Below are 23,744 nucleotides of genomic sequence, written 5' to 3' on the forward strand. Positions count from 1 at the left end.
TTTCTCCTATATAAGTTGATCTATTAACAATCGTTGCTGATTTTCTTTAAATAGCTTCTGAGCGTATGATTTCCCATACTGCGTTAAAATCCTCTCATAAGCCTGAGCCATGTAAGTCGTTCGTTGCTCGACACTATGCATGTCACTAGCTACAAAATGTACCAGACTATGCTCAAGGAAAAAGCGTGCCCGTTTTTTCATAAACTTGTACTTGTCGCCAAATAATGTTGGTTTGAGGACACTGGAACTATTGATTTGCATGTAACAGCCCATGGCAATCAACTCTTGTACCTTTTTCGCATCCTTTTCTAAACAATGATAGCGTTCAATATGGGCTAGTACAGGTGTTAAACCCAAGCGTAATAGATTACTAAGTCCTGCCTGTATGTCCTTGTATGGTGTATTCATGCTAAATTCAATCAGGACATAGCTAGTCCCTGCAAGGGTTGGAATGGATTTTTTCTCCAGTTTTTCCAGAATATCGCTAGTATAATAAATTTCTGCCCCATATAAAATCGTTAAATCCGGTGCAATTTCCTGAGCAAGTGTTTGAACTTCTCTGAAGTTCGCAGCTATTTTTTCTTCTGGAGTCTCAAACATTCGCTTCCTTCGGTGTGAAGTCGCAATAATCGTTCGTACTCCTTGACGGTAGCTTTCTTCAAGGAGAGCTCTTGCCTCCTCAAGATTACGAGGGCCATCATCCACATCAAACACGATGTGTGAGTGAATATCAATCATCTTATTTCCCTTCCATCACAGCTTGAATGGCATTTTTAGCAGTATCCAAGCTGGTGGTATCCAACTGCATCATGTATAAAGCCGCATCTGGCATCGCATAGGACGGCAAGTCCATCCTACCTGTTCCAGAAACTGCCTGTGACGTTACTGTGTAGCCTTGGTTAGAAGCCAATTGTGAATTGACCAAACTCACCATCGTCTCTAAGTCCATATTGGTTTGAACAGAGTGTTGAAGACCAGAAATAATTCCCTTATAATTTTTCAAGGCATCCGTCGAGGTTAATTTTTTGATGACTGCTGCGATGACCTTTTCCTGATTTTTTCCACGATCGTTGTCTCCGCCTTGAAGTGAATAGCGTTCGCGTACAAATCCCAGTGCTTGATTAGAATCAAGATGCACCGTTCCTACTGGAAAGTGATATTTCCCATGAAGACTTGTAAATTCTTGGTCATTGATGACATCCACTCCACCGACCAAGTCAATCAACTGTAAAAATGATGTAAAGTTCAGACGGATATAGTAATTCATGTGAATTCCATAAAGATTTTCCAAGGTATGAATAGACGCATCTACACCATAAATTCCAGCATGGGTCAGCTTATCGTTTTGATTATTGCCCCCATCTGCGATTGGCACATAGGCATCACGCGGTGTGGTAGTGAGTAATACTTTTTTGGTCGCGCGATTCACCGTCATGATGATATTCACATCCGAACGTGAAACCGATGAAATCGGCCCATAGGTATCGATTCCGCTGACGTAGATATTCATTGTATCGCCAAGGGTATCTGCTTGAGCCTTTTCGATTTTTTTATTGATCTTGAAGGTATATAATTTTTTTATCTTAGAGGCATAGTCAGGATCTTGACTTTCAATAATATCCTCAAAAGCGCTATGCAAGACGATGGCTTGAGTTTCTTTCCTTAGCAGGGCTTGATAGGCAGCTAAATAAGAGGAAGAGGGGGTAACCTCTAGCGCTACTTGCTTGTTTTGCTGAATGTTTTCAAGCAATTTAGTGATATTTTCACCATCAATACTTGTAGGAGCTGCTACTGACTTGACCTCCCGAATGTCGGTCAATTCACTATCTGCCAAGGTCACCACACTCATCTCGTACTCTGAATAATTGGCACTTGAGGTAATGTGCTCGGTGAGATCTACTACTTCTTTGAAAGCATACACTCCTGCAACCTCAACGACAATCAGCAAGCCCAAGACAAGTAGAGTCGTCAGCTGAGCTTTCTTTTTCAACATCAGCCAGCCCAACACTAAAAGCAGGACAACTGAGACGACTGAAAGGATACTATCCAGATGATACAGGGATAGTAACTTATATTGGAAGATGGAATACAGTAGAAAGACATTTAGGAGGGCTGCTACAATCCACAGCGCTCCATTCACAATCTTTAATCTTTTCCTCCTCTTTCGTCTAGACGAGGTCACTACTTTATAATTCATACTACTTCAACATTCCTGCTTTCTAATTAACTGATTCACAACACAAAAATGCAAGCCTTGCCTGCACTTCTATACCTAGCAAAGCCTCTTTAACTACTAGAATAAAGACATCTACATTTAATCAAGGCAACTATATAAAAATTAATTATATACCCCCCCCCCCGACAAAAATCAACTATTTAGCTTTTCTTGCTTTCAAAAACTGTATAAACTTTCACAATCGACACAAAACGAGTACTTAACACTTTATTATACACCCTCCCCCGACAAAAATCAAATTTTTAGCTTTAGACTTCAAACTATGAACTGTTGGCGAACATCTGTATAAAACCAGTGGGAGAGCAGTATACATTCTGCATAATTATTCTTTTTAGACAAATAAAAACACAGAAGTTTTACTGTCCTGTGTTTCATTTTTCCTATACTAATTTAGTCCAACGCCTTGATTTCTAATATCATATCGCGGATTTGGGCAGCAAATTCGAAGTCGAGCAATTCTGCTGCTTCTTGCATTTGGCCTTCTAGTTTCTTCACCATCTCACGGCGTTCTTGCTTGTTGAGGCATTCAATTTCCACTGTTTCTTCCTTATCAGGCAGAACGCTTTTCGTTACGCTGATTAAATCACGGATTTCCTTCTTGATTGTCTGTGGAATAATGCCGTGTTTTTCATTGTATTCCATTTGAATCTGGCGACGGCGGGCAGTTTCATCCATGGCTCTCTGCATCGAATCTGTGATTTTATCCGCATACATGATGACATGCCCCTCACTATTTCGGGCCGCACGTCCAATGGTCTGTATCAACCCACGCTCATTGCGCAAAAAACCTTCCTTATCTGCATCCAGAATCGCAACCAGACTGACCTCTGGCACATCAATTCCTTCCCGTAATAAGTTGATTCCGATGAGAACATCAAAAACTCCCAAGCGCAAGTCACGAATAATCTCTGTCCGCTCCAAGGTCTTGATATCACTGTGCATGTACTTGACCTTAACCCCCATTTCTTTGAGATAGTCGGTCAAGTCTTCAGCCATTTTCTTGGTCAAAGTGGTGATAAAGGTGCGCTCCCCTTTTTCTGCTCGTAGCGTGATTTCCTCTAGTAAATCATCCATCTGTCCCATAGTTGGACGGACTTCGACTTCTGGATCAAGAAGTCCTGTTGGACGAATGATTTGCTCGACAATAGTATCTGTCTGTTCATTTTCGTAATCTCCTGGTGTTGCAGACACGTAGACAATTTGATGAACATGGCTTTCAAATTCCTCACGACGTAGGGGACGGTTGTCAAGGGCGCTCGGTAAGCGGAAACCGTAATTAACCAGCATTTCCTTACGCGAACGGTCTCCGTTGTACATGCCTTTTATCTGCCCCATGGTCATGTGGCTTTCATCAATCATAATCAGAAAATCATCGGGGAAGAAATCAAGTAAGGTATAGGGTGGCTCTCCTTCACTACGGCCATCCATGTGTCGAGAATAGTTTTCCACGCCATTGGTATAGCCCATTTCTCTAAGCATCTCAATATCATACTCTGTTCTCTGCTTGAGGCGTTGGGCTTCAAGGAGTTTTCCTTCTTTTTCAAACACTTCAAGTTGTTCTGCTAGCTCTGCTTGGATTTTGGCGATTGCCGTTTCCATATAATCATCACTGGTCACAAAGTGCGTAGCAGGGAAAATAGCCAAGTGGTCTACTTCTCCCAAGACTTGGCCTGTCAGAGCTTCGATTTCACGAATCCGATCGATTTCATCACCGAAAAATTCTACTCGAAAAGCATGCTCATCTCGACTGGCTGGGAAAATTTCAACGACATCGCCTCGGACACGAAAACGACCGCGTTGAAAATCAATATCATTGCGTTCAAATTGAATGTCCACTAACTCATTGAGCAATTTATCTCGTGAGATTTCAAGCCCCGGACGTAAACTGACCACACTATCTGCGTATTCCTTGGGCGATCCCAAACCATAGATACAGGAAACGGAAGCGACCACAATTACGTCATTGCGCTCTAAAAGGGCTGAGGTTGCCGAATGGCGGAGTTTATCAATCTCATCGTTGACCGAGCTGTCCTTTTCAATATAGGTATCACTGGACGGCACATAGGCTTCAGGCTGATAATAGTCATAGTAGGATACAAAGTATTCCACTGCATTTTCAGGAAAAAATTCTTTGAACTCGCCGTAGAGTTGTCCTGCTAGCGTCTTATTATGGGCAATGACAAGGGTGGGTTTATTGACCCGAGCAATCACTTGGCTCATGGTATAGGTTTTTCCCGTTCCTGTTGCCCCTAGTAAAATCTGAGCCTTTTCCCCACCTTCAATATTGTCTACTAAAGTTTCAATAGCTTGCGGCTGATCACCCGACGGCTGGTATTTGGATACTAGTTTAAATTTATTTGTTGTTCTTCTATCAATCATAGGTCACCTCACTCTCCTATTTTATCATAAATGATACAGATTGACTGCTTTTGAAAATGCCAGCTAAAAAGAACTTGAGAAGCTCTTCTCAGCTTGAAGAAACAGTCTTTTTATTGCCACCAACCTTATGTGCTTTTGGACATCAGCGACTTCCTTCGGAGTATGGATTCTTTTAGCCCGAGTCCAGAAACAAGGGAGTGAGGATAATCGATTTCAACGAAATCATGACTTTTGTCACTTTTAGCACGGCGGTGGTGGCGGTATTGTGCTCGCTAAGCTCGCAAGTGTTCTAAGCTTGAAACTACAGAAAATTAACTATCATTGTAATGTTTTTCTGAATTGTGAGGTTTGTCTACATTCTAAAAAGAGCTTATGAAGCTCAAAAGAGCTTATGAAGCTCTTCTTTTATATAGGTCCCAAGCGAGATACAGGCAGCCGATTGTTAAAACAATCGAAGCAATGATACTGCCTTCTGCCCCAAATTCACCACCCGATAGATAAACCGGGGCTGTGCTTGGCTCAAATCTCATCAATGAGTAGGAAATCGTAATACCGCTGACATTGACACCAAATACCGTTCCTTGGAAGCAATTCCAAGCAGCATGGATAGCTGAGACACCCCAGATATTGTCTGTTTTTAAGACATAGAGACAGGCAAAGAGACCAAACAGGTCAATATTGACCAAAGCAATCCAGTTAACGGAAGGATTTCCCAAGTGAAGAAGGGCAAATAACATACTAGATGTCGCTAGTCCGATAGGAAGATTCGTCTTTCTTGACACAACGGGAAAGATCCAACCACGAGTGGCGAGTTCTTCCGTCCCACTTTGGATAAACCAAAATGGAAAAATCAAAAGGAAATTCAGTACAGTAGCCACAGAGACATGGATGCCTGTTAGGTGAATGCTTCCTGTTATATATTGCAGGAAAACTACTACTGAGATAAGGAGAATCCCAACCCCTAGCCCTTTAGCTACTTCCTTCACCGCTCCCTTTTGATAAAGACCAAGTCCAGAGACAGGGCGTTTTTCCCCAAACCGTACCCAGAGCATGATTAAGGCAGACGGAAAGGCAAAAATGAGCAATTGGATGAAGATGGGATCCAACACATCAAAGACACCCTGAAATGGAGTGGTAGGAGATAAGGTTTGAAACACTCCGACTACTATCCCTAAGACGATTGCTCCTACAAAAGAACCTACCAGCAAAATAAATTGCATAAAGAACGGTATAAAAAGCGCATAAAGCCAATTTAAGACTTTAGTCGGTTGAATCGCTACTGCTTGCAACATTCTATTTCTTTCCATGACAATCTCTCTTTCACACTTTTTCTGCTTTTATTTTAACCTTTTTTACTTGGAGAAGCAATGGATTTTGGACAAAAGGAGACAAAACATAGTTATGTAACATCTTCTAACATACTGACTTTGCAAATAGATAAAATTATGGTATACTATCCAGTATATTTTAGAAATATAGTAGGAAAATATTCTGAAAATAGCTTTTCGGCCCCCTTTGGGGTAAAATATTTCCTATATATTTAGAAAAGGAGAATTGAAATGAAGAAAAAATGGTTGACTTTGGCAGCTCTTCTGCCACTATTCTTTCTCTTCACACCAGTAAAGGCAGACGATACAATTGATATTGCATTCGACTCGACCTATGCCCCATTTGAATTCAAGGATGCCGATCAGGTCTACAAAGGACTGGATGTGGACATTATCGACGAAGTCGCTAAACGTTCAAACTGGACAATCAACAAGAGCTTCCCTGGCTTTGATGCAGCTGTTAACGCCGTTCAGTCAGGACAAGCCGATGCCCTCATGGCAGGAACTACGATTACAGAAGCTCGTAAAAAAGTTTTCACCTTCTCAGATCCTTACTTTGATACAAAAATTGTCATTGCAACGGCTAAAAAGTCCCCTGTTTCTGACTATACTCAATTAAAAGGAAAAACAGTCGGTGTTAAAAATGGTACGGCTGCCCAAAACTTCCTCGACGAGCACAAGAATGAGTATGGCTATACTATTAAAACCTTTGATGCAGGCGATACCATGTATAATAGCCTATCTGCTGGTGCAGTTGATGCCGTGATGGACGATGAGGCAGTCATTCAATACGCTATTCAAAAAGGACAAGATCTAGCTATCAACATGAAGGGTGAAGCGATTGGTTCATTTGGATTTTCAGTCAAAAAAGGTAGCCAATACGAATCACTGATTGAGGATTTCAATAAAGCTCTCGCTGCCATGAAAAAAGACGGTACTTATGATCGCATCATGAAAAAATGGTTAGGAGGAGCAAGTGCATCAGCTACAAATCCTTCTGATTATGGCTCACTTCTTAGTCTAAGTGGAACAGTTGGCGCGGTTGCGACTCCAGTCAAGGCATCTTATACAATTGTGTCTGATTCTTCTTTTGCTCCATTTGAATACCAGGGACAAGATGGAAAATATACTGGAATTGACATGGAGTTGATTAAGGCGATTGCCGAGCAGCAAGGATTCACAGTGACCATTCAAAATCCTGGTTTCGATGCTGCACTCAATGCGGTACAGGCAGGACAAGCAGACGCTGTGATTGCAGGAATGACCATCACAGATGCTCGTAAGAAAATATTTGATTTCTCAGATGCTTACTACACATCTAGCATTCGTCTTGCGGTCAAAAAAGGGAGCGGTATTTCTGGTTACGAATCTCTTTCTGGCAAGACAGTCGGTGCGAAAAATGGTACTTCGTCTTATACTTACTTGGAAGAAAATGCTAGCAAATACGGTTATAGCGTGAAAGCCTTTGACGAAGCTTCTACGATGTATGATAGCTTAAATTCTGGCTCTATCGATGCCTTGATGGATGACGAAGCGGTGCTTCTTTATGCCATTCAACAAGGACGTGATTTTGAGACACCAGTCGAAGGAATTGCAACTGGTAATCTCGGATTTGCCGTGAAAAAAGGCAGCAATCCTGAGTTGATTCAAATGTTCAACAATGGATTGGCTGAATTGGTCAAATCTGGCAAATACGATGAAATCATGAATAAATATTTCAATGCTAGCGAAAATACAAGTTCAGCTACTGATTCAACAGTTGATGAGTCGACCATTTGGGGCTTATTAAAAAATAACTACGGTCAGTTGCTTTCAGGTCTTGGGATTACCATTGGCTTAGCCCTTCTTTCCTTTGCGATTGCGATTGTCATCGGAATTATCTTTGGAATGTTTGCAGTTAGCCCATTTAAGACACTTCGTGTCATTGCTTCTGTCTTTGTCGATGTAGTTCGTGGTATTCCTCTAATGATTGTCGCAGCCTTCATCTTTTGGGGCATTCCAAACTTGATTGAGTCCATGACAGGCCAACAGTCACCAATCAACGATTTTGTGGCTGGTACGATTGCCCTTTCCCTCAATTCAGGGGCCTATATTGCTGAGATTGTTCGTGGTGGTATTCAAGCTGTTCCTGTCGGACAAATGGAAGCCTCACGTAGTTTGGGAATTTCCTATGGTACAACCATGCGCAAGATAATCTTGCCGCAGGCTGCAAAATTGATGTTACCAAACTTTATCAACCAATTTGTCATTACCCTGAAAGATACGACTATTATCTCAGCGATTGGTTTGGTAGAATTGTTCCAAGCTGGTAAAATCATCATTGCTCGGAATTATCAATCCTTCCGTATGTATGCAATCCTTGCTATTATCTACTTGATTGTCATTACACTCTTAACTCGTCTTGCACGTAAACTTGAAAAAGGAGGTAACTAATGGCTCAATTAAAAATCAACGTCCATGACTTGCATAAGTCTTATGGCGAAAACGAAGTATTAAAAGGCATTACCGCCAAATTTTACGAGGGAGATGTGGTCTGTATCATCGGCCCTTCTGGTTCTGGTAAATCAACTTTCTTACGAACCATGAATCTGCTTGAGACGATTACAAGCGGACAGGTAACGGTGGATGGATTTGATTTAACAGATCCTAAGACAGATCTTGACACTTTCCGCTCCAATGTCGGAATGGTCTTCCAGCACTTCAATCTTTTCCCACACATGACTGTCTTAGATAACATCACTTTTGCACCTATTCAGCATAAACTAATGGATAAGGCTGAAGCTGAAAAAGTCGGCATGGAATTGCTAGAAAAGGTTGGTCTTGCAGATAAGCGCGATGCTATGCCTGATAGCCTGTCTGGTGGTCAGAAGCAACGTGTGGCGATTGCTCGCGCCCTTGCAATGAATCCTGATATCATGCTCTTTGATGAGCCGACTTCAGCCCTTGACCCTGAAATGGTTGGGGACGTACTGAATGTTATGAAAGATTTGGCTGAGCAAGGTATGACCATGCTGATTGTCACCCATGAAATGGGATTTGCTCGTAAGGTTGCCAACCGTGTTATCTTTACAGATGGTGGGGAATTCCTCGAAGACGGCACACCAGAACAAATCTTTGACAATCCACAACACCCACGCCTCAAAGACTTCCTTGATAAAGTCTTGAATGTATAATCATAATCATATAGCCACTCCTCTCTGTTTACCAGAGAGGAATTTTTGTAGGCTTCCTATTCTATTGTTAGCTTTGTATACTAAAATAACCCACTTAGTCACCATTTATAACCTTAAAAATAGAAATTAGTTGCATTGACAAAGCTAGGATAGTGCTTGTGGCAGGTTGAAAATAAGGATTATGAAATAATCCTCAACTAGTGAGGAGGTTGCTTGCGTCCGCACTATCTAATAAGGTATCGAAAAATGCTCATTTTGATAGTAATAGAGTATTACAACTAGAAGTAATCAACTTTCTCGGCGGAGTTGAGTGAAACTTGGTCAATACAATGCTTCTTGAATCACTTTCTACTCAAATGATAGGAGCCGTAGGCCATTTAAAATCACTAAAATAGTGGATGTCTCATGGAAAAAAACACCTTGCGTTAAATCCAAATAACCGAGCAAATTAAGCAAAATTAACAGAAGGATGACACCAACTGAAAAAAGAATATTGAACCGTGTTATCTTACTGTAGTATTTACTGAGTTTAAAAAGTAGACCAATTTTTTGGAGATTATTCTGCGTCACAATCACATCACTTGCGTCCATCGCAATATCTGTACCACTTCCCATCGCAATACTGATATCCGCATTGGCTAAAATGGGCGCATCATTGATTCCGTCTCCAATCATTCCGACAATGTTGTCCCCTGTTTTTTGTTGTTTCATATAAGAGACCTTATCTTCTGGTAAACATTCTGCATGGAATGTTTTTATCTGTAACTCTTCTGCCACCTTACTAGCCACAACTTTTCGGTCACCAGTCAACATGACAACCTCTACTCCCTCATGTCTCAAGGTTTGAATCATTTCCTTGGCTTCTTTTCTAACAGTATCCACCAATTCAATATAGCCAACAACCTCCTCTTTCTGAGCGACAAATAATAATGTGCCTTGGCTTTCTTTCGTCAAATAATCCTGGCTATCTAAGAAGTCTTCGACAAAGCGCTTATTTCCAATCGAGATATCTCCCATTTGGATACCGTAGCCAGCTATTTCCTGAACAGAGAATTTCTGAGAAGGAGACAAGGTTGACTGCCCCTTAAAATGAGATACAATCGATTGGGCAAGCGGATGAGAAGATTGTTGTTCCATGTATACAATATAGGGTAGTAAACGACTATTCTCCAAGTAATAGTCACTCACCCGAAATTGCCCCTCTGTCAGAGTTCCTGTCTTATCACTAAAAAGGATAGAAAGCTGACTCATCTTTTCTAAGGCATCTCCATTCTTAATCAGAATACCATTCTTAGCTCCAAAACTCATGGCACTCAGCATAGCTGGTGTTATAGAAGCGATTAGAGCGCAAGGGCTAGCCACTGTTAGCAGTATCATTCCGCGATAAAATGCCTGTGCAAAAGACACTTGTTGAAACTGAATCAAGCCAATAATAAACAAAATGACAACACCTAAAACACCAATCACATAGCTCTTCTGCAACTGATGAAGAAACTTATCTCGCTTACTTTGGCTCCTACTGGCTTGCTCAACCAGCTCCACGATATGCGAAAAGACAGATTCGCTACTTTTCTTCCGAACCAAATAGGTACTCGTTTCTCCAATATTTAATGTTCCTGCGAAGACTACATCATTTATTTCCTTTGCGACAGGACGGCTTTCTCCTGTCAATAAACTTTCATCAATCAGCATCTTTTGCTGAGCAATACCATCTAAGGCGATTTGTTCGCCTTTTTTCACAACTAATCGATTTCCCACCTCTATCTGCTCAATAGCTGTAACGACTGTCACACCATCTTCTCTGACTAAACTGGCTTGCTTAGGGATTTGCGTCATCAAAGACTCCATTGTCTTTAAGGATTTTCGATAAACATAATCCTCCAGCACCTCGGAACCAGAAAAGATAAAGAGTAAAATGGCAGCTTCACTAAAATACTCAATGGAAATCGCTCCCGCTGCCGATAAAATCATCAACAAATCGACTTGCAAGTCATGATGATAAACCAGCTCAAACCAAACATTTTTAAGGACAGTATAGCTTAAAAAGACGATAGCTAAACATAAAAAGCCCTTTCCTAGCAATGATTGAAATCGCTCTATCGTCAACCCAAATCCTAAGCAAATAGAGCCTATCATAAATAACTTCCCTGCCCTTGTTCCTATCATTGATACTCCTCCTTTATGTGCACCTATCCATTAAAACTGAAAAAGAGCATACCTGTGGACAGTTTGTACTGTCTCACAGATATGCTCAGCTTTTTACTACTAAACAATCTCTGCTGTCTAAACACTTATAGACCCGGCTACGTAAATAAATTTTACTGCTTGTTCGTATGTATAAATTTACTTTATATTAATATTGTAACTCTCTGGGACATGCTTGTCAATCTATTTTTGAAAAAATACACTAATCATCCGTAAATGTAAAGTTTCTGAACGTTCTAATCCACAGTGCAGAATAAAAGACTTTACTCTTTACTTGCCTTCCAGGTTTTTTCAATATAGGGCGTAAACTGCTCTAATGACTCTTTGCTACCTTCGTAGGCAATCATATAGATCCTTTCATCTTTTTTAAAGACCCATGTGACTAGCTGTTGCTTGGATTTTAACATAACATTGACCTGAAAGGCTTCATGACCTGCTACCTCTCGCATGTCTCCCCATATTTCTTCTACCTCAGGATGCTCATGCCAAACAGAAGCAATACGATTTGCCATCGTTTCGGCTGTGAATGCTTCGTCAGCATTCAGATTAGCCTTTTCACGGGTATAACCATTAAGGGTCACGATATTATAGCCACTACCATCTGTATACTGGATACTATCGCCACTATCTACGTCAGTGAAGCGCAGCCAATTTTTAGGAATATCAATATAGCCATAATCATCAGAGCCAACTCGTTGCAACTCCTGGCTAGTAGGCCGCTCCGTGGAAGATGAAACAGCAGGCCTTGAACTAGAGACAGGCTGGCTATTATCTTTGGTAGAAGTTGAATCATTCGTCGAACAGGCTGACAAGGCCAGCGATGCTACTAATATCATACTTACGATACCTATGTTCTTTTTCATGACACCCTCCTTTTTAGAGCTTTCCTATTTTGGTATTAAACCCTGCGCTGGCGCTCGGAACCCTTTGCTTTCTTATCTCTAGGCTCGGGGATAGAACAGTCCCCCGGACTTACTGCGCTTTCTTGTTTCTTGGCGCAGGATAAAATAGCACACCCGTGCTATTTTATTCCTCATCCATACTCAATACGCTGAGGAAGGCTTCTTGTGGGACTTCAACGCTTCCGATGGCTTTCATGCGTTTTTTACCTGCCTTTTGCTTTTCAAGGAGTTTGCGTTTTCGTGAGACGTCTCCTCCATAACATTTGGCTAGGACATTTTTGCGGAGTGCCTTGATGTCGCTACGAGCTACGATTTTTTGTCCAATAGCGGCTTGGATTGGAACTTCGAATTGCTGACGTGGGATGATTTTCTTGAGTTTGTCTACAATCAATTTTCCACGTTCATAGGCAAATTCTTTGTGGACGATAAAGCTGAGGGCATCGACCTTGTCACCATTCAGGAGAATATCCATTTTCACTAATTTCGATGGACGGTATTCTGAAATTTCGTAGTCAAAACTTGCATAGCCACGAGTTGAAGATTTTAATTTGTCAAAGAAATCAAAGACAATTTCAGCAAGCGGAATCTGATAAATCACGTTGACACGATTGTCATCAATATAATCCATGGTCACAAAATCGCCACGCTTGCGCTGTGCCAATTCCATAACGGCTCCGACATATTCCTGCGGTACCATGATTTGCGCCTTGACATAAGGCTCTTCGATATTATCAATCTTGGTTGGGTCTGGAAATTCAGATGGGTTAGACACTTCAAGCATCTCACCATCGGTCATATTGACATGATAGACTACAGACGGGGCTGTCATAATCAAGTCGATATTGAATTCTCGCTCAATCCGCTCCTGGATAACATCCATGTGCAAGAGCCCTAAAAATCCACAACGGAAACCAAATCCGAGGGCCTGAGAGGTTTCTGGCTCGAATTGCAAACTGGCATCGTTGAGCTGCAATTTCTCAAGCGCTTCACGCAAATCATTGTACTTATTAGAATCAATCGGATAAATCCCTGCAAAGACCATTGGATTCATCTGCTTATAGCCCTCAAGTGGGGCATCGGCTGGATTGGTCGCGAGGGTCACGGTATCGCCGACGCGGGTGTCCGCAACAGTCTTGATTGAGGCTGCGATATAGCCAACATCACCGGTTGCTAGGTAATCCCGTCCAACGGCTTTCGGAGTGAAAATCCCGACTTCTGTCACATCAAAGGTCTTACCGTTACTCATCATTTGAATGGTATCACCAGGCTTCACCACACCGTCCATGACCCGCACTTGTAGGATAACCCCACGGTAGGCATCATAAACAGAGTCAAAAATTAAGGCTTTGAGAGGTGCTGTCACATCTCCTGACGGAGCAGGGACTTTCTCTACGATTTGCTCTAAAATCTCTTCAATTCCAATTCCTGCCTTAGCTGAAGTCGGTACTGCCTCACTTGCATCTAACCCAATGACATCTTCGATTTCTTGACGCACCCGCTCTGGATCTGCCGCAGGCAGGTCAATCTTATTGATGATTGGCAAAATTTCCAAATCATTATCTAGGGCTAGATAGACGTTTGCTAGGGTCTGAGCTTCGATTCCCTGCGCAGCATCAACGACCAAAATCGCACCTTCACAGGCAGCCAGCGACCGCGACACTTCATAGGTGAAATCGACATGCCCCGGAGTGTCAATCAAGTGAAAAATATAGGTTTCCCCGTCCTTTGCAGTATAGTTCAACTCAATGGCATTGAGCTTAATAGTAATTCCACGTTCACGCTCCAAGTCCATGCTGTCTAGCAACTGAGCCTGCATTTCACGGCTTGATACGGTCTCTGTCTTTTCCAAAATACGGTCTGCCAAGGTGGACTTCCCATGGTCAATATGGGCAATAATGGAGAAATTCCGAATCTTCTCTTGGCGTTTCTTTAAATCTTCTAAGTTCATATCTCATCCTTTAGGGTGTATTCTCTTCATTATACCAAAATTTGGCTCGCTTGACCATATCAGTCGAACTGCTTTTCTGAGAAAATCTTCTGTTTCTTCTACATATCTCACCCTTAGAAAATCACTCCATTTTCCCATCCGAACCGAGCAATAAAGGAGTGAGGACAATCGCTTTCCATGAACTCACGATTGTGTCCCACTCCCCTATTTTTCCGTCATCTCTTCTAACTTCTCCGCCAAGTCTTCCCATTCCTGCATCAATTGGTCTTGCTGAAGGATCAGGGCTTCAATTTCCTTTTGGAGATCTGCTAATTCACCCACATCATTAGTCTCTAACATGGCAGCTTGGAGTTGGGCTGAACGCTTTTCCAATTCTTCCATCTCTGCTTCGATTTGCTCAAGCCTACGGGCGATTTTCCGTTGCTCTTTTTGGTTTTCTTTCTGCGCTTGGTAGTCAGTCGCACCACTAGGACTCGTTGCGCTGATTGCTGCTCTTTGCTCTGTCGCGCTTACTGACTGCTGCTCTTTTTTCTCCAAATAATAATCATAATCGCCCAAGTAGAGGGTGCTTCCTGTCTCGGACAATTCAAGGACCTTGGTCGCCACTCGATTGATGAAATACCGGTCATGGCTGACAAAGAGCAGGGTGCCGTCATACTGAATCAAGGCGTCTTCCAAAACCTCCTTGCTATCAATATCCAAGTGGTTGGTCGGCTCATCCAACACCAAAAAATTATTGTTTTCCATAGACAATTTTGCAAGGAGAACACGTGCTTTTTCACCACCTGATAGCATAGAGATGGATTTTTTGACATCATCACCTGAGAAAAGAAAGGCTCCTAGACGATTGCGAATCTCTACTTCAGGAGTCGTTGGAAAGGCAGACCATAGCTCTTCTAACACCGAATTAGACGGAGTCAAGGCAGATTGGGTCTGGTCATAGTAGCCTACTTCTACATTGGCTCCAAACTTTGCCTCTCCCTTGACAAAGGGAATCTGACCAATAATTGATTTTAAGAGGGTTGTTTTTCCGATACCGTTAGGCCCAACAATGGCAATGGCATCTAATTTTCGCTGGTCAATGCTGATTGGTGCCGATAAAATCTCATTATTGTAACCCACCGCGGCTTGCTCAACTGTTAAGACAATATTCCCAGACGTCTTATCCGAGTGAAAAGCCATGTTGGCAGATTTTTGCCCTAAAGTCGGCTTATCCAAGCGCTCCATTTTCTCCAGTTGCTTACGTCTAGCCTGGGCTCGCTTGGTGGTGGAAGCTCGAACGATATTTTTCTGGACAAAGTCTTCTAGCTTGGCAATTTCTTTTTGCTGCTTCTCATAGTTTTGCCACTCAGTCAGCAACTTCTGCTCTTTTAATTCCACAAAAGTTGAGTAATTTCCCACATAACGGTCCAGAGAAGTCGCTGTCAAATCGAGTGTAATCGTAGCAACCTTATCAAGGAAATAGCGGTCATGACTGACAATCAGCAAAGCTCCCTTGTAATGCACGAGATAGTTTTCCAACCAAGCAATGGTTTCAATATCCAAATGGTTAGTCGGCTCATCAAGCACTAGTAATTCAGGCTTTTCAAGCAACATTTTTGCCAAGGCCAAGCGAGTATTTTGACCACCCGAAAGCTCTGCGATCTTCATCTGCCACATGGACTCGTCAAACTTGAAGCCGTTTAAAATGGCCCGAATATCAGCCTCATAGGTAAAGCCACCTGCCACTCGAAATTCTTCTGAGAGACTGTCATAGGTCTGAATCAATTGATCCAGCTCGATTCCTGTCAATTCCCCCATTTTCAATTCCATGTCCCGCAAACGCTTTTCAGTCTGACGAAGAGCAGAAAAGACCTGCATCATTTCCTCATAAATGGTATTTTCGGATTCAAAACGGCTATTTTGCGCCAGATAAGACAGGGACAAATCTTTCTTGCGGTTGATTTCGCCACTGGTCGGAGCTTCCTCGCCCACTAAAATTTTCAGCAGGGTCGATTTCCCGGCACCATTTTTCCCCACAAGGGCAATCCGATCCCGTTCGTCCACCTGCAAATTGATATTTTCAAAGAGCACTTCTCCTGCAAAGGAGCGCTCAATTTTATTCGCTTGTAAAATAATCATGTCTTTATTGTACCAACGAGGCTAGACTCAAGTCCTAGCTCACTTCCTACTTCATGTTATAAAGTATTCGAATAGGAAAACACAGTGATTCATCATCCTAACTCAAGCGTTCTTCCAATTGAAAATCAATCGGTAGCCAAGCTAGAATCACTTCCAGCTGCTTGTCCCAATAATACCACTCATGCTTACCTGGTGCTGTTTGATAGTCTACATCATAGCCCAAGTCTTTAAAAGCTTGCGCTACAAAATCATTTGCACCGATGAGAAAGTCCTGCTCACCGCACCAGATATACATTTTGGTGTCTTTGTCAGCTGTTTTAGCGAGATTCACCAAGGAGTGAGGATTATCTAGACTTTCCCAGTCTGTCATTTCCCCAAAGGTTCCAGTCCAATAGGCAAGACTGCCCATACTTTCTTTTCTGGGATCAAAATCTTTAAAACTTAGAGCACCTGACAAGCTAGCCGCATACGAAAAGCGATTGGTTTCTAAGGCCAAACGCAAAGCGCCATACCCTCCCATCGACAGACCTGCAATAAAAGTCTTTTCACGTTTGTCCGTCATATTCGGGAAAAAGCGCTGCAAAACAGCTGGTAATTCTACTGCCAGGGCGTCAAAATAAGGGTAGCCATACTGGGTATTGACATACCAACCATTATGGGTATCGGGCATGACAACGATGAGATTGGTTTTTCTCACCAAGCGCTCCAAGGCGGTTAAGCGCAGCCAAGTCGTATCCCTACCTCCCATTCCATGCAGGAGATAGAGGACAGGAATATCTGTATCATCAGGATTATTCACTCGCCCCTTATCTGGATACAAGACCTGCACGGACAAGTCTAGATCCATCACTTGCGAATAGTAGGTAATACTCATTAAAGCCATTATCTTCTCCTTTATTCAATAGAAAAAGGTGATGTGCCACCTTTTTCTATTCTTGCATATATGTTATTTTATCATGGTTTGATTTTAGGTAACACGCATTAACGACGTAATCAATTAAAACTGGACGACTATCTTATTTCACTTCCATAATTACCGGTAGGATAGCCGGACGTCGCTTCGTTTGGTCAAAGAGGTATTTGGCTAGCTCATCTCGGACAGATGATTTCAGTTCTGCCCAGTCAAACGTATCCTTGGTAAAGTAATTTTCGACAGTTGTATTGACCAATTCAGAAGCTTCACGCAAGATGTCTCTACTCTTTTTGACATAGACAAATCCACGTGTATTGACCTTGGCTTTTGAAATAATCCGTTTCTCACGGCGATTGACGGTAATGGCTACGATAAAAATACCATCTTCTGATAAGATTTTTCGGTCACGAAGCACGATATTACCCACATCACCAATCGCATTTCCGTCAATCATGACATCACCCGCTGGAACAGAGCCATTATGGACAAATTCTCCTTGTTCATAGCTCATGATGTCCCCACGTTTGACGATAAAGATATTTTCTGGATAGTGACCAATTTCAAGTGCTGCACGCGCGTGGGCATCTAACTGACGATATTCCCCTTGGACTGGGAACAAATACTTAGGACGCAAGATATTAAGCATCAATTGCAAATCACGTGCATTTCCATGTCCAGATACCCGCAAGTTTTTCGTAATGGACTTGACTACTCCACCTGCCTGATAAATCATGTTTTCTACACGCGCAACAACTGCCTCTTTTGAAATGGTTGGCGTTGTCACAATATAAACTAAATCACCGTCCTTGATTTCCACATATCGGTGGCGGCCAATCGACATCTTACGCAAACCATTCAAGGGCTCGCCCATCCGACCTGTTTCCAAGATAATCAATTCATTATCGTCAAATTTTGCCATTTCTTTTGGTTTAATCAACAAACGCTCGCTAACCAACCGCAATTTTTTCAAATCAATGGCTGTGCGGACAATATTCTCCACATCATGCCCTGTCAATACAATACGGCGACCTGTTGCTTCAGCAGCATCAAAGATTTGCTGGATTCGCACGATATTACTTGCAACCGCTGCAACAATGACACGCCCTTCCCAATCCGCAATGGTATTGAGAATTTCTTCTGCTTCTTCATGCATACTTGCTACTTGAATATTGCTATCTGCATTGGCTGAATCAGATAAGAGGGCTAGAACTCCTTCATTTCCTATTTCTGCTAAACGTCCAAAATCAGTCTTGTAAAAGGGATCAGCTGCCTGGTCAAACTTGAAATCGCCTGTATAGACGATATTACCTTCATCTGTCTTAACAACCACTCCTAAACTTTCTGGAATAGAGTGAGTTGTTTTAAAGAAAGAAACAACAGAAGCACCAAAATCAATTTCAGACCCTGCATTGATCACATGGAAATCTTTAAATTTCTTGGTTGCATTATAATTTTTCACGACCAATTTCGCTAATTCAATGGTCAAATGTGAGCCAAATACTGGTACTCTCACATTTTCCAATACATACGGCAAGGCCCCAATCGCATCCGCATGTCCATGGGTCAGGAAGATTCCTGCTACCCGCTCCTTATTTTCCACCAAGTACTCGACATTTGGCACAATTACATCAACGCCTAGTTGCTCATTTTCTGGATATTTTAATCCCGCATCTAAGACGAAAATCATGCCATTGACTTCAGCGATGTAGAGGTTTTTCCCATTCTCTCTCACACCGCCCAAAGCCATAATTTTGATATCACTCATGATAACTCCTTCATTCTATTTTTTACTAACGGTCCTTGGAGTCCCAAGTCGAATTACAGTCTTGCAATTTCTTGCATATCTATACTATTATACTCTTTTTTCAAGAAATTGACAAAAACTTATCTTAAAATCTCTTGCATATTATGAGCCTATTCTTATCTGGGTGTTCCCTATCATATTGATGGATTATAACATCGTCATTTTGCCATTTTTTCCACTATCTGCGCTAAAAACACAAAAAACGATAAAGCGAACTGCTCTATCGCTAGATAAGTCCAACCACCTCATGACCTGTTGTCATGTTATGTACTGGACGTCAGATTACGAATGGCATGCCAACTGCCGACACGCCCATTGCTACCTTCCATGTTAACTAAACAGTAGCAACAAATAATTCACCACAGAAAAAATAACTAACAAGCTATTGTTCAGAAGATGAACAGCAATCGAATCAACAATATTCCCTCGACGAGCATAGGCAAGATAGAATATCGCACCGAGTAAAAAATAAGTAATAAATTCAATCGGATAAACAACATGTAGGATAGCAAAAATAGAGGAGCTGACCAGTAACTTCAACCATTTATGGTGTTCCTTGAAGAAATAGCGACTAAAAAAACCTCTAAATATCAATTCTTCCATGATTGGTGCAAACACACCGATTGCAGCATGAAAGGCTATGAAATACAGTGGAAACATCTTCATCACCTGCTCATTTGTCGCAAGCAAGGCCGCATCATTCGCAGAAGTTTGATTGCCTGTGACCAGTTGAATAAGGATTGTCCCACCGATGGCTACGACACGAGTGGCAAGATAAAAGAGTAGGGCAACCCCAAAATCTTTCCAAGTAAATGTGAATGGTTGTTGATGATTCGATTTCTTTTGATACTGTTTCCACACCATTACGACAATGGATATCGCCACAATTAAATAACCGATACTCGCTAGCCATCTCATCGGTTCTGCCGTTCTCTCTTGCGTCCCAATCAGTCTCATAGGAAATACATTGATGAGTATACTTAGTATGATGAGAGCGACTAACTTCATGATATTTTTAAATCTTTGCATTGATTATTCCTCCTCCTTGCATCTCAGCTATCTCACGTTAAGCAACACGTCTAATAAACTCAACTTAGTTGTCTGTTTCCAACCTTAACAAGTTTAGTATAACATATAGACCTAAACTATTAGCCTTATTTCCTAAACCGTCATCTAACTTTCCTAAATAGTGAACTTCTACTGCTCAAAAAGCAAACTTTCTTTAAGAGAGTATTTCCTATTTTTAATATAGGACAGTCCAATGCTTTTGACCAAGCATTACTGCTTGTTTTAGTTGAGCAGTATAATAGATACTATAACCATCAGATTCTGAAGCGAATGTAGAAAAATTGCGCTTTTAACATTTTTCGTCTTCATATAAACTAGTCCGTACATGAAAGAACTAAATAAATGAAAATTCAAAATCGTTTGATAATCATGAGAGTAACTGAATACTATTGAACTAAAAACAAGTGCTCCCCACTGTGAGTAGCGTGATAATCTCTCCTGTAAAACACCTCTGAATAGAAGCTCTTCCAAAAGAGGTTGTGATACAACAGCGGTCAATAAACGCAACACAAAAACGAGTGGATTTATTGAAAAATCGGGTAGTTCACCAATATTTCCTTCTCTAGAATAAGTAAAAATGATAACAATCAGCGTTATTAAAATAGTTGTCATATAATATTTAGAAATATATTTTACGTTATTCCAGTTTATCCTACCATAAATCTGATCCTTTAGGTTAATACTCATTTTTTTGCCATAAATATGGATCAGAAGCAAAGATATAAGTAGTAGCCCCAAAAACAAGCAAACTCGTACAACATTACTACTAAATGATGATAAATGTCTAATTCCAATCCTATCATCATCTAGCCAAGAAATAATCGGAGATTGGATAAAAACACTTAAAAATATGAAGCAAATAATTGATATCATTAGTCGACAACTATTTTTTAAAATACTCATTATCAAACTCCTTACTAGTGCAACACAGCCATATTTAGCTTAAATTTATAAGAAATTTAAGCTACGTATCCATTTGTATTAAGGATAGTATACCACTTATTTATAAAAATATTTATCTATTTCCTGAATAGTCATTAAATCTTCTTCAATAGGAAATTGCTACTCTTATAGCCTACCATTCAAGCATTCTACAATACCGATGTGGGAAAATAAGGAATACATTGACCAATATAACTACGATAGAACTGAAGAAATAGTAAAAGGTATGCTCCCTTGAGTAGGGAGAATCATACCTTGGAATTACCTAACTTTTTTACTGCCTAGTTTTCGCGATCTTGACACCTTTAATTTATTCATTCTCAAATGCTTTATCCAAGGCAATCTGTAAATCTTCAATTAAATCCTTAACGTTCTCTAAGCCGATCGATAATCGAATCTGGCTTGGATTGATACCACAAGCGAGTAAGTCTTCTTCAGACATCTGACCATGAGTTGTCGTAGCAGGATGAACCACTAATGATTTTGCATCTGCAACATTTGCTAAGTTGGAGAAGATTTCCAAGTTATCAATCACCCTGCGAGATTCTATTGCACCACCCTCAACTTCAAAGCTAAAGATAGAACTTGCCCCCAATGGCAAATACTTCTGAGCTAAATCATAGTAGGGACTTGAAGGCAAACTAGCATAATTCACTTTCCTTACTTTAGGGTGTTTCTCTAAATATTCAGCTACTGCCTTAGCATTTTCGACATGCCGTTCCACACGTAAGGATAGGGTTTCTAAACCTTGTGTTAGGAGGAAGGCATTAAACGGCGAAATGCAAGCTCCTGTATCCCGGAGTAACTGTGTACGAACAGCTGTGATAAACGCCGCTGCCCCGACATCTTTCGTGTAAGACAATCCATGATAAGACGGATCAAGCTCAACAAACTGTGGGAATTTACCAGACGCTTCCCAATCAAAACGACCAGAATCAACAATCACACCACCAATCGTAGTTCCATGACCACCGATAAACTTGGTTGCAGAATGAATAGCGATATCAACCCCATGGGAGAAAACGTTGATAAGGTAGGGGGTCCCAAAGGTATTATCGACAACCAATGGAATCTGATGTTTATGGGCAATCTCAGCTAATTTCTCCAAATCTGCGACATTCCCAAGAGGATTACCTAGGGTTTCAGCCAAAAGAAACTTCGTATTTTTCTGGATCGCTTGGTCGATAGCCTCATAATCTGCCACATCGACAAAGCTTGTGGTAATGCCATAACGGGGCAGGGTTTCACTAAGAAGATTAAAGGTTCCACCATAAACTGTCGTCGCAGACACAATATGATCTCCTGCATGAGCAAGTGCTAGTGCAGTATACGTAATAGCCGCCATACCTGAAGCCGTAGCAAGACTACCAACTCCACCTTCTAGCACAGCCATTCTCTCTTCAAAAACAGCCGTCGTAGGATTGGTAATCCGAGTATAGATATTGGCAGGTTTGCGAAGAGCAAAAATATCTTCTGCTTCTTGTGCACTATCAAAGACAAAAGAGGTCGTTTGATAAATGGGCACTGCTCGTGATTTAGTTGTAGGATCAATGATTTGTCCTGCATGAAGTTGCTTGGTTTCAAAAGAATAATCCCTAGTCATATTCATCATCCCTCTCTTCTATTTTATTCAGAAACGTAGGCTATCGCACGGACTGGCGAACCAGTTGCCTTATCCCAGTTAGGATAAGCAATCGAAATGATACTACCTGTTGCTGGTACTTGATCTAAGTTGGCTAAGACTTCAATCTGATAAATCCCTTGCTCAAGTAAATAATACTCTTGGTGGAGACTGCCACCATTAGCATACGCAGCTTGACCACTATCGGTATCCAAGGTTTCATGACCAAGAGCTTTAACATGACGCTCGTGAATCAAGAACTCTAATGCTTCACGACTCCAACCCGGAGTTTGCTGAGCTCCCTTATCATCGAGGTTTCTCATAGCATCTTGGTCTGGCCAACGTTTATGCCAATCGCTTCTAAAGGCAACAAAACTACCTGCTTGGATTTGACCATGTACAGCTTCAAAATCAAGAACATCTTGTTTACTCAATTCATAGTTGGGATTCGCGGCAACTGCCTCTGATTTATCAATCACAAAAAGAGGCAATAGTAGATCTTCTAAAGCAAGCTCGTCTAACCATTTACCACCCTCAACGAAGTGAATAGGGGCATCAATATGTGTACCGTATTGACCAACAACGCTAAATTGTTGTACATGGAACCCATCCTGCAAAGTAAAAAGATCCTTCTTCTCTAATGCTGGCAAGGCAGGGAAATGAGGACTATTCTCATTTATCTGATGAGTGAGATTCACTAATTTAGCCTCTTTAAAAATCTGATAAGCATCCTGTAAAGTTGTCATCGCCTGACCTCCTTTTCTTTCCTTTATTTTAGACAAAATTGAAGCGACTGACAAATACAAATTTTCTATCATATGTGATAGGTAAAGACTATTAAATATTCTCTATTAGAAAATAAAAAATTTTTATCCTACTTAGGACAATAACTTGAAAAAACAATCCCAACGATGTAGATAAGATAGACACGGCACTTTTAGTTTAAAACACTTTATAAAGTCTGTCTAGTTTAATGTAACCTATTATACTCAAGAGAAACACAAACTCCTTTTTTCACCCTTCTTGATTGTAGATCTATTTAGTCCTACATCGCAACAAAATAGTCTAGGCAAATCATCATGAATAACTAGCCTAGACTATTTG

The 23,744-nt window shown here is 41.2% G+C and carries 16 protein-coding genes; 2 read left to right on the forward strand and 14 right to left on the reverse strand.

All coding sequences use genetic code 11. From position 1 onward, the window contains the following. Positions 1-6: 6 nt before the first annotated feature. The 4 genes from cps4B to ABPH35_RS01175 form a co-directional block, all read right to left on the reverse strand. Positions 7-738 (reverse strand): capsular polysaccharide biosynthesis protein Cps4B, encoded by a 732-nt coding sequence (gene cps4B, locus ABPH35_RS01160; RefSeq protein ID WP_368849493.1) that lies wholly within the window; start codon positions 736-738, stop codon positions 7-9. 1 nt (position 739) lies between these two features. Then, positions 740-2,197 carry an LCP family glycopolymer transferase CpsA gene (cpsA, locus tag ABPH35_RS01165; RefSeq protein WP_349987908.1) on the reverse strand — a complete coding sequence of 486 codons (1,458 nt, stop codon included), beginning with the start codon at positions 2,195-2,197 and terminating at the stop codon, positions 740-742. A gap of 429 nt (positions 2,198-2,626) precedes the next feature. After that, the gene (gene uvrB / locus ABPH35_RS01170) at positions 2,627-4,615 is read right to left on the reverse strand and encodes an excinuclease ABC subunit UvrB (protein WP_349987907.1); all 1,989 of its coding nucleotides are present in this window, start codon (positions 4,613-4,615) and stop codon (positions 2,627-2,629) included. Positions 4,616-5,004: 389 nt separating this feature from the next. Continuing rightward, the gene (locus tag ABPH35_RS01175; protein WP_349987906.1) at positions 5,005-5,922 is read right to left on the reverse strand and encodes a CPBP family intramembrane glutamic endopeptidase; all 918 of its coding nucleotides are present in this window, start codon (positions 5,920-5,922) and stop codon (positions 5,005-5,007) included. 252 nt (positions 5,923-6,174) lie between these two features. On the opposite strand from ABPH35_RS01175, the gene ABPH35_RS01180 reads away from it, so the two are divergent. Together ABPH35_RS01180 and ABPH35_RS01185 are read left to right on the forward strand one after the other, a co-directional pair. Next, entirely contained in the window at positions 6,175-8,376 is a 2,202-nt protein-coding gene (locus ABPH35_RS01180) for an ABC transporter substrate-binding protein/permease (RefSeq protein WP_349987905.1), read from the forward strand. Then, positions 8,376-9,116, forward strand: coding sequence for an amino acid ABC transporter ATP-binding protein (locus tag ABPH35_RS01185; protein ID WP_349987904.1), 741 nt, complete (start codon positions 8,376-8,378; stop codon positions 9,114-9,116). Before ABPH35_RS01180 ends, ABPH35_RS01185 begins: the two co-directional genes overlap by 1 nt. A gap of 348 nt (positions 9,117-9,464) precedes the next feature. Here ABPH35_RS01185 and ABPH35_RS01190 read toward each other — a convergent pair whose 3' ends face one another. From ABPH35_RS01190 to ABPH35_RS01235, 10 genes are all read right to left on the reverse strand, one after another. Beyond that, the gene (locus ABPH35_RS01190; protein ID WP_368849494.1) at positions 9,465-11,282 is read right to left on the reverse strand and encodes a heavy metal translocating P-type ATPase; all 1,818 of its coding nucleotides are present in this window, start codon (positions 11,280-11,282) and stop codon (positions 9,465-9,467) included. Between the two features lie 302 nt (positions 11,283-11,584). After that, positions 11,585-12,184, reverse strand: coding sequence for a hypothetical protein (locus tag ABPH35_RS01195; protein WP_349987902.1), 600 nt, complete (start codon positions 12,182-12,184; stop codon positions 11,585-11,587). 163 nt (positions 12,185-12,347) lie between these two features. Beyond that, entirely contained in the window at positions 12,348-14,171 is a 1,824-nt protein-coding gene (gene lepA / locus ABPH35_RS01200; RefSeq protein WP_349987901.1) for a translation elongation factor 4, read from the reverse strand. Positions 14,172-14,375: 204 nt separating this feature from the next. Then, entirely contained in the window at positions 14,376-16,292 is a 1,917-nt protein-coding gene (locus ABPH35_RS01205) for an ABC-F family ATP-binding cassette domain-containing protein (protein ID WP_349987900.1), read from the reverse strand. A gap of 97 nt (positions 16,293-16,389) precedes the next feature. Continuing rightward, positions 16,390-17,175, reverse strand: coding sequence for an alpha/beta hydrolase (locus ABPH35_RS01210; RefSeq protein WP_349987899.1), 786 nt, complete (start codon positions 17,173-17,175; stop codon positions 16,390-16,392). 133 nt (positions 17,176-17,308) lie between these two features. Next, positions 17,309-18,970, reverse strand: coding sequence for a ribonuclease J (locus tag ABPH35_RS01215; protein WP_349987898.1), 1,662 nt, complete (start codon positions 18,968-18,970; stop codon positions 17,309-17,311). Between the two features lie 369 nt (positions 18,971-19,339). Continuing rightward, on the reverse strand, positions 19,340-20,038 hold the full coding sequence (locus ABPH35_RS01220) for a CPBP family intramembrane glutamic endopeptidase (RefSeq protein WP_349987897.1): 699 nt from the start codon (positions 20,036-20,038) through the stop codon (positions 19,340-19,342). Between the two features lie 261 nt (positions 20,039-20,299). Continuing rightward, complete coding sequence (locus ABPH35_RS01225) at positions 20,300-20,980, reverse strand: CPBP family intramembrane glutamic endopeptidase (RefSeq protein WP_349987896.1); 681 nt, start codon at positions 20,978-20,980, stop codon at positions 20,300-20,302. A 349-nt stretch (positions 20,981-21,329) separates the two neighbouring features. Further along, on the reverse strand, positions 21,330-22,622 hold the full coding sequence (locus ABPH35_RS01230) for an aminotransferase class I/II-fold pyridoxal phosphate-dependent enzyme (protein ID WP_368849497.1): 1,293 nt from the start codon (positions 22,620-22,622) through the stop codon (positions 21,330-21,332). A 23-nt stretch (positions 22,623-22,645) separates the two neighbouring features. Further along, the gene (locus ABPH35_RS01235) at positions 22,646-23,386 is read right to left on the reverse strand and encodes a cyclase family protein (RefSeq protein WP_349987895.1); all 741 of its coding nucleotides are present in this window, start codon (positions 23,384-23,386) and stop codon (positions 22,646-22,648) included. Positions 23,387-23,744 lie beyond the last annotated feature (358 nt).

The sequence above is a fragment of the Streptococcus handemini genome (assembly GCF_040984445.1).
Taxonomy (GTDB): domain Bacteria; phylum Bacillota; class Bacilli; order Lactobacillales; family Streptococcaceae; genus Streptococcus; species Streptococcus handemini.

What these genes read in the sequence shown, in the direction of transcription:
- cps4B (WP_368849493.1), bottom strand. Translation starts at nt 738, where the DNA reads ATGATTGATATTCACTCACACATCGTGTTTGATGTGGATGATGGCCCT.
- ABPH35_RS01225 (WP_349987896.1), bottom strand. Translation starts at nt 20,980, where the DNA reads ATGAGTATTTTAAAAAATAGTTGTCGACTAATGATATCAATTATTTGC.
- ABPH35_RS01180 (WP_349987905.1), top strand. Translation starts at nt 6,175, where the DNA reads ATGAAGAAAAAATGGTTGACTTTGGCAGCTCTTCTGCCACTATTCTTT.
- ABPH35_RS01210 (WP_349987899.1), bottom strand. Translation starts at nt 17,175, where the DNA reads ATGGCTTTAATGAGTATTACCTACTATTCGCAAGTGATGGATCTAGAC.
- ABPH35_RS01205 (WP_349987900.1), bottom strand. Translation starts at nt 16,292, where the DNA reads ATGATTATTTTACAAGCGAATAAAATTGAGCGCTCCTTTGCAGGAGAA.
- cpsA (WP_349987908.1), bottom strand. Translation starts at nt 2,197, where the DNA reads ATGAATTATAAAGTAGTGACCTCGTCTAGACGAAAGAGGAGGAAAAGA.
- ABPH35_RS01215 (WP_349987898.1), bottom strand. Translation starts at nt 18,970, where the DNA reads ATGAGTGATATCAAAATTATGGCTTTGGGCGGTGTGAGAGAGAATGGG.
- ABPH35_RS01190 (WP_368849494.1), bottom strand. Translation starts at nt 11,282, where the DNA reads ATGATAGGAACAAGGGCAGGGAAGTTATTTATGATAGGCTCTATTTGC.
- uvrB (WP_349987907.1), bottom strand. Translation starts at nt 4,615, where the DNA reads ATGATTGATAGAAGAACAACAAATAAATTTAAACTAGTATCCAAATAC.
- ABPH35_RS01220 (WP_349987897.1), bottom strand. Translation starts at nt 20,038, where the DNA reads ATGCAAAGATTTAAAAATATCATGAAGTTAGTCGCTCTCATCATACTA.
- ABPH35_RS01195 (WP_349987902.1), bottom strand. Translation starts at nt 12,184, where the DNA reads ATGAAAAAGAACATAGGTATCGTAAGTATGATATTAGTAGCATCGCTG.
- ABPH35_RS01185 (WP_349987904.1), top strand. Translation starts at nt 8,376, where the DNA reads ATGGCTCAATTAAAAATCAACGTCCATGACTTGCATAAGTCTTATGGC.
- ABPH35_RS01230 (WP_368849497.1), bottom strand. Translation starts at nt 22,622, where the DNA reads ATGACTAGGGATTATTCTTTTGAAACCAAGCAACTTCATGCAGGACAA.
- lepA (WP_349987901.1), bottom strand. Translation starts at nt 14,171, where the DNA reads ATGAACTTAGAAGATTTAAAGAAACGCCAAGAGAAGATTCGGAATTTC.
- ABPH35_RS01175 (WP_349987906.1), bottom strand. Translation starts at nt 5,922, where the DNA reads ATGGAAAGAAATAGAATGTTGCAAGCAGTAGCGATTCAACCGACTAAA.
- ABPH35_RS01235 (WP_349987895.1), bottom strand. Translation starts at nt 23,386, where the DNA reads ATGACAACTTTACAGGATGCTTATCAGATTTTTAAAGAGGCTAAATTA.